This window comes from Acinetobacter sp. 24-47-66 (assembly GCF_056779755.1).
The window spans coordinates 41,753-54,068 of the sequence record NZ_JBWYIL010000012.1 but is presented as its reverse complement, the minus strand read 5'-3'; the positions used below and the strand labels follow the sequence as shown (position 1 = coordinate 54,068).

Here is a 12,316-nt window from a genome sequence, read left to right as displayed (position 1 = left end):
TTACTTATTAATTTCGAGGTGTAATGCGCAATTCACTATTCAAGCGACCGCCAGTAATAGCCAATTCGCCTAAACGAGCGCCAGCACCTACAGTTGGAGGATAGAAGTTGATGTCTCTTGCTCTAAAAACACCCGAAGTTGTCTTTTGAGGATTGAACATCAAGGCAGCATTCACACCAAATTGTCCCGCACCATTTTGATCTTTACTAACAACCAATGCATTATTAAATGCAATTTTACCTGTCAAACGGTCTAAACCAAGTGTTGAACCATTATGAGGATCGGTAATTTGGAAGGTGTTATTGTCACCTTTCAATTCTAATTCACCTACAAAAGTTAAGTTCTGACCATCTTCAGCAGCATTATTCGGAATTAAAGAAAAATCAACATCACCACCAAGACGTGATTTAACGACAAACATCACATCATCAGCTAAAGCAAAATTGTTGTCTGGAGATGAACTTCGCGTAGCACATCCTGCTGCTCCACTATTTAATTTACAGGTTTTATAAATGGTACCTGGCAGATAACCCGCAGCAACTTCTGTTGATAAAACAATCAACATATCGCGCAAGCTGACATTTACACTACCATTTTCTACGCCCATATTTCCTGTACCCTTCGCGTACAGATCAATATTACGTAAACCCATATAGTAATCTGTTGATGTTGCCGTATCTCCACTGCCTACCTTACCTCCATCAACCACTAAAATTGACGTGGTTTTATTACCTAGCGCTTGACCATTAGCTCGGTCTACCCCAGAGGTACTCATTGCAAAAGACAAACCAATTCTTGAGGTATTACCCGCTGTAGCAATCATGTTTTTAACAACATCGGAGCCTGCTAAAGTGTAATAAAAAGCTTGATCTGCACGAACTGATGTTCCATATAGAGCAAGATTGGCATTCAGATTATAAAAAGGCAGTGCCAAGCCCCACTCATTTTTAACATTTGTATTCGCAAACAAGTTAGCTGCTGGTGTTCCTGCACTATTGGTAAAACGTCCACGGCGGGAAATAGACTGAAATTCAGCACCACGAATCGCAGCAATCAAGCTGTATGGATTATCACCTGTTACTGCATTATGAATTTGGTGCTGATAATCAGTTGCTAAGGTTAAATAACTTCCATTACCAAAACGACTTTTTTGGAACACTTCGTTTTCAGGTAAGCGCAGTGTTTTTGTATCGGCTAAATTGAGATACACATTACCACTGTCAAAAGATGCTCGAGTATTTGGTCTTAACCCTGTTAAGTTACTAAACTCAAAACCATATGCATTTAGACCTGCCCCACCAATTTCTAAAGTCGTTGCTTGTCCATCACTTCCGAGCATTGAATCATTGTCTTTGGTAAAGTCAGCTTTCATACGGAACCCGATTCCAGAATCACCAATTACACTATTACTGGATGAAGCCGTTGGACTATTGGCATTTCCTAGAACACTTTCATTGCCTTTTGTACCACGAAATTGCAACGATGAATTGACCATTCGCCCGCTGGCACCTACACGGATGAGTCCTTTAGCTCCTTGAGGATTATTTGTATTGCTATTTAAAGCATATGGGTCATTTGAACTCACGTTCTTATTCAACATCACTTCGATATTTAGACCCGAGTTTGTTGTTTCACCCTCTGCACCTGACTTACCATTGCCATAGGTTCCTGTGTTAATAAATCCTGCTTTTTTTGAAGCCGAATTTGCAACACGGTTTAAATCCACATAACCCAAATTATCATTAGGCGTACTACTCATACCTGCAATGTTATCTGTCGAACCTGTACGTGTGTTCGACTGCATTCTCAATCCCTCAACCTCATCCACAAAAATAGCACCACGTGCTTTGAAGTTGAAGTTGAAGTTGTTTAAAACAAGTTGGTTGAGTTGATTTCGTGCATCAGTCTGCCCTAAATAGATATTGGCATTTTTAATCCCTAGTGCGATTTCGCTAAGGTTCTCTTTGCTGAATAAGCCGTGAATCGTTCTAAGCGATAAATCAGTATTGGAAGTGGTTTGTAAAGCCAATTGACCCATTGAAAAACTACAACGGCTTGAGCTCTCATTATCACAAATTCTGAGATTATTCATGGTCACTAAAGCAGGTGTCACACTGGCATTGAAGTCTAACCCTGCTTGGTTCGCATTGCTTCCAGCGTTAATTTTAATGTCTGCCCCTAGTGTTTGATTAGATACATTACTTTTTCGAATAAAGACATTATCTGCTGTTGCCTGCAATGTATTATTGGTTGCTCCACTACTGCCACGACCTGCTTGATCTTGCCAATAGACCTGATCCATGTTGGCTTCAGTCAATGTTGTCGAGATATGAACACCATCTTGACCATTTACATTTCGCAAAGCTTCGTCATGCATCACTTCTAAAGCCATAGCATGACCACTTGCAAGCAAGATACTCAGGCTTAATGCATTCATAACCAGCAATGAGCTGTGATTATATTTTTTATTGTTCATCACATTTCCTTATGCATCTTAAATTTCAACAACGCTGGTGACTGCCGTCACAACCAAACATCATGACTTTACCCTGAACAGCTAAATTACCATTCATTTTTAAACCCATAAAACCAGTTTCTCGCCCATGGTCATATGCAGAACGAGGAGCATTAGATGAATCATAACGTGTCACTTGCAGGTAACCATAGTCAGCAGGACTTGTTCCTACACCCTCAGTGGTGGCATTACTGGTAAATTTATCCTGACCAAAAGCCAAAGCATCAAAACCAAAATTACGAATTTGAATTGGCTTAGATGCATCAAAGCTCAGTTGCATCGCTGCTTTAAGCTGATCAGTACCAGAATCATTTTTATAGCTGAGATCTACACCATCCAAGCCAATCTTTTGAATATTTAGAGTGCCCTGAATCCCTTTAAAAACAAGCCATAATTTAAAACCATCTGTACTACTTGCTTGACCATCTTTGATATAGCGATTATTGACAGCAAGCGCGAGACGACAATATTCCACATCCTTACACAGTGCATCATCAAACACATAACGTTGAACATTATTCTCAGTCACTAACTTTTGGTTTAAAGAAAGTTTTAATGAGAGATCAGCTCCAGCTTGTCCTTCAACATTTTTTAAAGCTTCATCTGACATGGGCTCAAGTGCATAAGTCATTGATGCTATAACACTGAATAGGACAGCGACTAATGAATTTTTCATGAATGCTCTCCTATAATCCTTTTGTGGTGATTTTCATATGCTGAATAAGAACACCATCAATGACCGCAGAACCCATATTTTTAAAATTTGACGGTGGCAATGCAGCATTAGGCGTTTGGGGAATTGGATTGACTGCACCAAAACTTATACCTACTGCATCTGATCCTTTATAAGCACTTAAAGTATTATTCTCAGCGTTATAAGAAGTACTTCCAATAGTGATACTGCTATGTGTTGCATTCGTCCCTTGATAGCCATTCAAACCATTGTTACCACATTTATAAAAGTTACAGGTTGAGCCCGCATATTCTGTCGAGTTTGGATTGCTATAATCTGTGTATATTTTTTTATAAATTTCAGGTTTATTTGGAATACGCGTGAGTTCCAAACTAAAGTTTTTACCATCAGAGCCTAGAATCAAAGGCTGATAGAGTGAACCCAATACGATATTGGCATTCAAATTCTGAATAAAGATACCCTCATTGGCATCAAATACTGGTGCCAGAGTATTGTTGATGGCAGGGGTTTGTAAATTAGGAGTGTCTGATGTTTCACGCGTACTCAGTCTAAGAATATTGGCTGTTTTATTCCCCGTCGTCAGATTTTGACCATCCCCTGAGTTCAAACGCACAAGTCCAGCAACACCCAAGGTGTTGTTATAAAATGCACTCATGCCTGCTTGGTTACTTGCACCATTTAAAGTTTGAAAGATTTTTATATTACTTCCATTAATGGAAAAATTATTCCAAATGGCCTGTAAACGAAGTCGATTAGCACGATCCGCATTACTCGTTCCTGCTTTTTCACCCAATTGGTAAAGTAGTGGATCCCCTTCTTTACGAGAAGGATCAAGCACAAAAGCATCCGCCCACATGGCCATCTTCAATCTGTAAGCATCAAGACCATTGGCTGCATCCGTAGGACGAACTGTGTCCATTAATGGAGCTTCAAGCGTCAAGAATGGAACCTGACAGCTAGGATCATTACTTATACATGTTTTATTTAAATCAAAATTTGGAACCTGATTTTCAGTACCGACTCGAAGTAGCCATGGATTGGTTGCTGTTCCCCATGATCCTATACGTGCATCTTTATCTGTCGCAGCTAAGCGCGTATTGTGATTATTATCAGATTTAGATAATGCGAGACCATACACGAACAAATCAGCCTTACCCACGGAATGATCTTCTGACCCTACTGTTCCATTTTTATTGGTATCCAATGCCGCATCCGTTAAAGGCCCCACTGGAATGAGATGAATATATCCAGTATCTTTTTGGCGATTCATTAAATCTGCCGCAGTTGAATTTTCCCCTTGAAAAACAAAATAAGCATCTTGAGGAATCATGGCGACACCCTCACCAGTCGTCGCACTTAAATTTTCATCCGAAAGAGGCTGCAATGCGTAGAGCGAAACCGTAGTAAGCGTCATTAAACTTGCAAGTAAAGTCTGATTAAATATGTTCGTATAATTAAGTGCCATCTCGACCTTCCCGTATACGATGCCTTGCACCATATTTATATTTTTAATTGTTCAGAGAAGAATTCCATGCTTCTCTTTTAATATTAAGATTACATCACAGTTTATAGTATATAAATGAAGTGGAATTTGCAAAAAATTGCGATTGGGTTGGCATTTTTTCCGATAAATGAATAAATTCAATTTTTCAAATACTTATAAAAAAAGCAAACTCATTGAGTTTGCTTTTTGCATGAAGTCTTACAATTCAATACTTATGTTTTAGGTAAAGTTACACCTGTTTGACCTTGATATTTTCCACCACGATCTTTATAAGATGTTTCGCACACTTCATCAGACTCAAAAAACAACATTTGAGCAACACCTTCACCAGCATAAATACGTGCAGGTAAATTGGTTGTATTTGAAAATTCCAAGGTCACATGACCTTCCCACTCTGGCTCAAGTGGCGTCACGTTTACAATAATACCGCAACGTGCATAGGTTGATTTACCTAAACACACCGTCAAAACATTACGTGGGATACGGAAGTATTCTACTGTACGAGCAAGTGCAAATGAGTTAGGTGGAATAATACACACGTCAGCTTCGATATCTATAAAACTTTTATCATCGAAATTTTTTGGGTCAACAATAGCAGAGTGAACGTTTGTGAACACTTTGAACTCACGCGCACAACGAACATCATAACCATAGCTTGAAACGCCATATGAAATGAGTTTTTGACCATTTTCGTCTAAACGAACTTGGTTTTCTGCATACGGTTCAATCATGCCGTGTTTTTCGCTCATTTCGCGAATCCAACGATCAGACTTAATAGCCATTTATTTATTCCCAGAATACATATTCAATTACTGCGCTGTACTTTAACTGAAAACCCCGTCAATGGAAATAACCCACGATTTGTATTCCTGTTCAGTCTGCTGCGGTGAATCATCTTAAAGACTTAACAATGCCGAATAACTCATTGGAATTGAGAAACTCATCAGGACTAAGGATGCTGTTTTTTGCATATTGGACTGGTTTAACCATTTAATTTTATTATTGGCTAACAGCGACCCAATGAGTGTCCAAATAAAAGCGATGGGTAGGATCAATAAAATAAACATCAACATGTGCGCAATATAATAATCTACACTCACCCAAACAATTGCAGGGAAAATAGCCGAGGCAAAAAGCAAAGCTTTAGGATTGAGTAAAGTTGCACAGAATAATTCAGAAGCTTTGATGGTGGGCTGATTCAACTGATGTTCTACGTTGGCAGTGCGCCATAATTTGATGGCCAGATAGATAATATAGAATGAACTAAATAATTTTAATATCACTGGCAAAATTGGCAAATGAGTGGTGACACGACCAATTAAAAATCCCCATGCAGTGATGGCAATAAGATAGCCTAATGCTTCCGCGGGTATTAAGCGAAATGACTTTTTAATACCTACCTGTATGCCTGAAGATGCAAGTAAAGTATTGGTTGGTCCGGGTGTGAATAAAATCGTGGTAACCAACGCAATAAAGAGCCATGAAATCATAGGATGACCTCGCTGATAATGCGCTCAGATTAATCAAGATTATTTCAATTGGCAAAATATTATTTGTGTGAAAATTTCTCAAGAATGAAACACAATTTTTTTTGTAATATTTTTCATCAGGTTAGTTTGTCATTTAAATTATAACTCTGAAGTCACACAATGTAATCGAAACGAAAAACATGATGTACTCTTGCAAAAATGCTTATAGCACGTTCTTCATCGATGAAATTCAGCATCACAGTCCATTCACGCTGTGATGCTGAGTTCAAGCATTAATTTGACTGTTGTTCAGCTTCTTGAACCAGAATATTTAAAGATTTCTTTTGGAATTCTTCAGGATAATCAACATAAGGAATGATGGCAGCAGAAGCTGTCGTTGACAGAATGAGAGAAATCATAACCATCTTCATTGCAGTGATTGAACGCATTTCTATACCCATATAACGTGAAATTTCACAAAATATTTTAGGTAGAAAAATTAGAGTAAATAATCCTAAAACGACGAACGGTCAACAAAAAAACCTGCCTAAGTCAGACTTAGACAGGTTTAACATTGAGTCTTTTCAAATACTTAGAAAATCCGACTTTTATCTTTTTCAGCTTTAGGCAATGCAGCTGCAATCTTCTGTGCAATTTCAATATAACTTTCTGCTGCATCGCCACCAATCAATACAGATGGTTTACCTTCATCGGCATGCTCTCGGATTTTCACATTCAATGGTAAACGTCCAAGTAATGGAATATCGTATTGTTCCGATAACTTATCGCCACCACCAGTACCAAAGATTTGCTCTTCATGGCCACAGTTTGAACAAATATGTGTCGACATATTTTCCACCACGCCCATCACAGGAATTTGAACACGGTTAAACAATTCAATACCTTTGGTCGCATCCATCAGTGCCACGTTTTGCGGTGTCGTCACGATCACTGCACCAGTCACTGGAATACGTTGTGCCAGAGTTAATTGAATATCCCCTGTTCCTGGTGGCATGTCGATCATTAATACATCAAGATCAGGCCAAAGGGTTTGGTTGAACAGTTGCATCAATGCGCCTGTTGCTTTTGGACCACGCCAAGCCACAGGAGTATTGTGATCTCCTGTCAGATGACCAATCGACAACACCGCCATACCAAAAGCATCCAACGGTACAAAATGTTCTGCCTCGATCATTGGGGTTTTACCGGCATTACCAAGCATCGTTGGGATACTTGGACCATAGATATCTGCATCCAATACACCTACTTTCAGCCCGAGCTTTTGTAATGCCAAAGCTAAATTGACCGTAGTGGTTGATTTGCCTACACCACCCTTACCTGACGAAACTAAAATCACGTTCTGGATACGTGGATGCTTAGGTACATCACGTTGCTGTGGTGCAGCTTTTTGAATCGGTGCTTCTTCTTGTTGAGGTTGGTAATTCGCATTCGCTTGTTTTACCGCATCCTGGCTTGCAGATGCATCTACAACAGGAGGCAGATTAGATTTTGGGGCCTCAGCTTTTTTACTTGAACAGCTTTCACCTGCTGCATGGTTGTGCCCACAGCCACCTTGTTGTTGAGCATGACTTCCAGTTTTCTGCTGAATGACATGCATATTCAGCTCTTTAATCCCACACTTTTCCAAAGCATCAGCCAGTTCATCGTGAATTTGCTGTAACTGATCTTTTTCACTTGGCACGGTATTAATGGTAATTTGAAGTACATCACCTTCAACATTGACCTGTGTGATTCGATCTTTCAAAAAATTGTCAGAATTCGGCAAAACGTAGTGTTGTAATACGTGTTGTACAGCCTCTTCATTCACCTCCTTTGAGGGTGAAAAAACAGATTTGAGTGAAGAAAGCCACGACATACCGTACTCCAAGTCTGGACAGAAACTGATAAAGAAATAGTTTAACGAGAAATATCAACAAGGTTAAGCAACAATATATTGATCCCCGTTTGAATAGAAATATGTTAGTCGAATTCCAACTAAATTAGTCAGCTTTTTTATTATTTTTATTGGCGTATCTCGATTGATGTCATTGATACAGGCTATAAACTTGATTTCACTGTTAAACGCCTTGATTCATGTTGCAAGTGATTCATGCTTTCAACAAATACCAACACAATAGCGAATTTTTAACATTAAAATTGAAAAGAATATAAAACCAAGATAACGCTACGATATGTCTTTAAAACAAATAAATCTGAAACTTAAATTAAAAACACGCTCAATAACTGCCCTAATGAGCACAATGCTCCTTCTACCAATTTTAGGCTATGCCGCCAATGAATCCCGAAGTTTTCGTACTCCTTCAGGACAAATCATCAGCTTAGGTGACTCTTATGCAAAATTAAGCTCACACATGAAGCAGACGCCGACTTCAACACAACATTATGAATGGAAAGAAGGAAAAAATCGTTTTACGGCTTATAGCTATACCTACGAATTTCATGATCTGATTTACACCTTTACTGTGGTGAATAATGAAATTAGAAAAATCGAATGGATTAGAAAAAATTAAAAAAAAAGCTCATCTGATGATGAGCTTTTTTGTGATCAATTTACTTTTTCAGTTGATCAATTTTTTCTGATGCTTTTGCTTTAAGATCCGCAAATTTTTCACTCGCTTGATCTTTCAGGTCATGTAATTTATCTGCTGCTTGCTCTTTCAAATCTACCGCTTTATGTTTTAAATCATCTAAAGTTGAATGCGCTTCAGAAGAATTTTGCTGCGTGTCATGTTTAAGATCATTCAGTTTTTTTTCACCTTCAAGCTTGGCTTCTGCTGCACCATGCTTCACTTGATCCAATGCTTTCTCGCCTTTCAGCTCAGCTTCCTTCGCCTTCAATTTCAGATCATCACCGAGTTCTGAAGCTTTGTTTTTTAAGTCATCAATTTTATTATTCGACATCTTCAATCCTCTTTATCGCTTTGATAGTGAATCTTAGTTATATCGAAGATTTGCAGTGCTCATCGTAAATGTTTCGAATCACTACAATTTCTCACATGATGATGTAGAACAACACTACGCTGTAACTTTTTGAGTTGAAAATGATGAATTTAGGAGCGAATACTCGACATAAAGTTCAATGCAGAAAACAACCAAATAAATAAAATAAAGCTTCGTGCTTGTGTGAAATGCTCGACATCCGTGCCATGCAAAATGTTATGACGTGTCGCGGTTACATTCGAGCTTGAATCCATTTTATAAGCCGCGAGTTCTGCAAAGTATGGATTAAGCTCAATGGCAATCTTAGATTTATGCCAAAGGCTCTTAATTTCATTGCCTTTCAAACCCGGTACAATTTTATAAACATCGACTAACTTGGTGACATTTTGCTTTAAGAATGCTTGTTGAATCAGCACATCTGTCAGTAAACCTTCAAGTTGGGCATAAAGTAATGGTACACAACCTGCATAACAGCCGAGTTTATACATTTTAAAAGCTTCGATAATCACAGAACGACGCAAGGCTTTATTCTGCTCATCGATCTGCATAGCATCGAAAGCGGTCAACACATCTTTTTGAAAAGCTTCAGTGTTAATAACATCAAGTAAGTTAAAACTTTGCACATCTTCATAAGCATGAATTTGTTGCCAAAAGTGCATCAGATTTAACGCATCATTGGCAACTTTCGAACCGACAGGTTGATCCAACTGATCGGCAAGCACATTAAAATATTCATCTTGCTGGGCAAGTTCACGTAAATGATTGACTAAAAGTGTATGTTCGCCTTGTGAGATTTGATCAAGATAATCCTGTGCCTGATTAAGAATTTGCTTACCCAGAGTTGGTAAGCCCTGCACATTCGATTTGATGCGTTTTACAGGTTGCTCATCTTCATAATCATCAAAATCGTCATACATGGTCAAACACTCAGGTGAATAGCAGGATGTCTATTATCCCTGATAAGTCTGTAACAAAGTAGCCTTTCCGCGTGCTCTAACTTTGTTAATAAATAAGAATTCATCAAAAGGCTTATGCAAGTCTCGCCTATCTCATGTAAAATTATCGCCCATTGCATAAAATACGAATGAGAGAGTCAGATCCGTGCGTAATATCTTAGTCACTAACGCCCTTCCATACGCCAATGGCCCGATCCATATGGGTCACTTACTCGGTTATATCCAAGCAGATATTTGGGTACGTGCGATGCGTGCAATGGGTCATAACGTGACTTATGTCTGCGCGGACGATGCTCACGGCACAGCAATTATGCTACGTGCTGAAGCCAACGGTATTACTCCAGAACAACAAATTGCCAATGTACAAAAAGAACATGAGCGTGACTTTGCCGGCTTCAAGGTTGATTTCGATCATTACGATTCAACCAACAGCGCTGAAAACCAAGCTCGCGCTTCTGAGATTTATATTAAGAACCGTGAAGCAGGCAATATTGCGGTGCGCCCTGTAACGCAATTGTTTGACCCTGAAAAAGGCATGTTCTTGTCTGACCGTTTTATTAAAGGCACCTGCCCGAAATGTAAAGCGGAAGATCAATACGGTGACTCATGCGAAGTTTGCGGTACAACGTATAACGCAACAGAATTGTTAAATCCAAAATCGACTTTAAGCGGTGCGACTCCTGTTGAGAAATCTTCAGATCACTACTTCTTTAAACTACCGAACTTTGGTGAATACCTACAAAAATGGACACGTGACGAAGGTCGTTTACCTGTGTCGATTGCCAACAAATTAGATGAATGGTTTGAAGCAGGTTTGTCGGATTGGGATATTTCTCGTGATGCGCCATATTTTGGTTTTGAAATTCCTGATGCACCAAACAAATATTTTTATGTTTGGGTCGATGCGCCAATCGGCTATATGTCGAGCTTTGAAAATTACATCAAAACTAAACGTCCTGATTTAAGCTTTGATGATTACTGGAAAAAAGATTCTCAAAATGAGGTGTATCACTTCATTGGTAAAGACATCGTGTATTTCCACGCATTGTTCTGGCCTGCAATGCTTGAAGGTGCCAACTACCGTACACCGACAAGCCTATTCGTAAACGGTTTCTTGACTGTAAATGGTCAGAAGATGTCTAAATCTCGTGGTACGTTCATTAAAGCGGAAACGTATTTAGAGCATTTAAACCCTGAATATTTACGTTACTACTTTGCGTCTAAACTTTCTGACAAAGTTGAAGATTCTGACTTGAACCTTGATGATTTCGTTCAAAAAGTGAATTCTGACCTTGTTGGTAAAGTGGTGAACATCGCAAGTCGTTGTGCGAAATTCATTAACACGAAATTTGACAATAAATTGTCTGCGACTTGTGCAGAGCCTGAGTTGGTTCAAAGCTTTATTGATGCTGGTGATTCAATTGCTCAGGCTTATGAAGCTCGTGAGTTCTCAACTGCGATTCGTGAAATCATGGCGCTTGCAGATAAAGCCAACCAATACATCGATGAGAAAAAGCCTTGGGCTTTAGCGAAGATTGAAGGTGAAGAACAACAAGTTCATGATGTGTGTTCAGTGGGTATTAACCTATTCCGTCAATTGGCGGTGTACCTTGCGCCTGTATTGCCAACATTGGCAGAACAAGTTCAAGCGTTCTTACAGCTTGACAGCTTCAACTTTGAATCGCGTCAGCAAATCTTGGTTGCACATGAAATTGCATTGTTCCAACCATTGATGCAACGTGTTGATCCGAAAGCGGTTGCTGCCATGGTGGATGCATCTAAAGATTCTTTAGCTGCCCCTGCTGAAGCACCAAAAGCTGAGAAGAAAAAAGAGAAAGCCAAAGAGAAGAAAGCTGAGCCGAAAGTGGGTGAAGCTGAAATTATCGGTATCGAAGACTTTATGAAAGTTGACCTACGTGTAGCGGAAGTTCTTGAAGCCGCAACGGTTGAAGGTTCAGACAAGCTTTTACAACTGACTTTAAATGTTGGTGAAGCTGAACCACGTAATGTGTTTAGCGGTATTCGTGAGTTCTACAAGCCTGAAGACTTAAAAGGCAAATTGGTGGTGATGGTGGCAAACCTTGCACCACGTAAGATGCGTTTTGGTATTTCAAACGGTATGGTACTCGCTGCGGGTAATGGCGACGGTGTTTGGGTGATTTCACCTGAATCTGGTGCTAAACCGGGTGATAAAGTGTCTTAATTTTTAGATTAAGA

10 protein-coding genes and 1 pseudogene are annotated in these 12,316 nt (G+C 39.3%); 2 read left to right on the top strand and 9 right to left on the bottom strand.

Annotation, left to right across the window (positions count from 1 at the left end; translation table 11 throughout):
* Positions 1-7 precede the first annotated feature (7 nt).
* From AC1M84_RS11250 to apbC, 7 genes and pseudogenes are all read right to left on the bottom strand, one after another.
* Entirely contained in the window at positions 8-2,476 is a 2,469-nt protein-coding gene (locus AC1M84_RS11250) for a DUF6160 family protein (RefSeq protein ID WP_481594999.1), read from the bottom strand.
* Positions 2,477-2,501: 25 nt separating this feature from the next.
* Positions 2,502-3,191: a hypothetical protein gene (locus tag AC1M84_RS11245; protein ID WP_179999378.1), complete on the bottom strand. Its 690-nt coding sequence runs from the start codon at positions 3,189-3,191 to the stop codon at positions 2,502-2,504.
* Between the two features lie 106 nt (positions 3,192-3,297).
* Positions 3,298-4,707 (bottom strand): annotated as a pseudogene (locus AC1M84_RS11240) (hypothetical protein); the annotation flags it as partial.
* A gap of 218 nt (positions 4,708-4,925) precedes the next feature.
* On the bottom strand, positions 4,926-5,495 hold the full coding sequence (gene dcd, locus AC1M84_RS11235) for a dCTP deaminase (protein WP_004694514.1): 570 nt from the start codon (positions 5,493-5,495) through the stop codon (positions 4,926-4,928).
* A 114-nt stretch (positions 5,496-5,609) separates the two neighbouring features.
* Positions 5,610-6,203, bottom strand: coding sequence for a LysE family translocator (locus AC1M84_RS11230; RefSeq protein ID WP_035269555.1), 594 nt, complete (start codon positions 6,201-6,203; stop codon positions 5,610-5,612).
* 272 nt (positions 6,204-6,475) lie between these two features.
* Complete coding sequence (locus AC1M84_RS11225) at positions 6,476-6,631, bottom strand: hypothetical protein (protein ID WP_481593621.1); 156 nt, start codon at positions 6,629-6,631, stop codon at positions 6,476-6,478.
* 143 nt (positions 6,632-6,774) lie between these two features.
* Complete coding sequence (gene apbC, locus AC1M84_RS11220) at positions 6,775-8,058, bottom strand: iron-sulfur cluster carrier protein ApbC (protein ID WP_481594998.1); 1,284 nt, start codon at positions 8,056-8,058, stop codon at positions 6,775-6,777.
* A gap of 385 nt (positions 8,059-8,443) precedes the next feature.
* Between apbC and AC1M84_RS11215 the strand changes: the two genes are divergently transcribed.
* On the top strand, positions 8,444-8,713 hold the full coding sequence (locus tag AC1M84_RS11215; RefSeq protein WP_051586621.1) for a hypothetical protein: 270 nt from the start codon (positions 8,444-8,446) through the stop codon (positions 8,711-8,713).
* A 40-nt stretch (positions 8,714-8,753) separates the two neighbouring features.
* On the opposite strand, the gene AC1M84_RS11210 is transcribed toward AC1M84_RS11215, so the two are convergent.
* Both AC1M84_RS11210 and AC1M84_RS11205 read right to left on the bottom strand, forming a co-directional pair.
* Positions 8,754-9,104 carry a hypothetical protein gene (locus tag AC1M84_RS11210; RefSeq protein ID WP_092766966.1) on the bottom strand — a complete coding sequence of 117 codons (351 nt, stop codon included), beginning with the start codon at positions 9,102-9,104 and terminating at the stop codon, positions 8,754-8,756.
* Between the two features lie 149 nt (positions 9,105-9,253).
* Positions 9,254-10,060: a hypothetical protein gene (locus AC1M84_RS11205; RefSeq protein ID WP_481594997.1), complete on the bottom strand. Its 807-nt coding sequence runs from the start codon at positions 10,058-10,060 to the stop codon at positions 9,254-9,256.
* 184 nt (positions 10,061-10,244) lie between these two features.
* On the opposite strand from AC1M84_RS11205, the gene metG reads away from it, so the two are divergent.
* A complete protein-coding gene (gene metG / locus AC1M84_RS11200; protein WP_481593624.1) occupies positions 10,245-12,302 on the top strand; it encodes a methionine--tRNA ligase in 2,058 nt (685 codons plus the stop codon).
* Positions 12,303-12,316 lie beyond the last annotated feature (14 nt).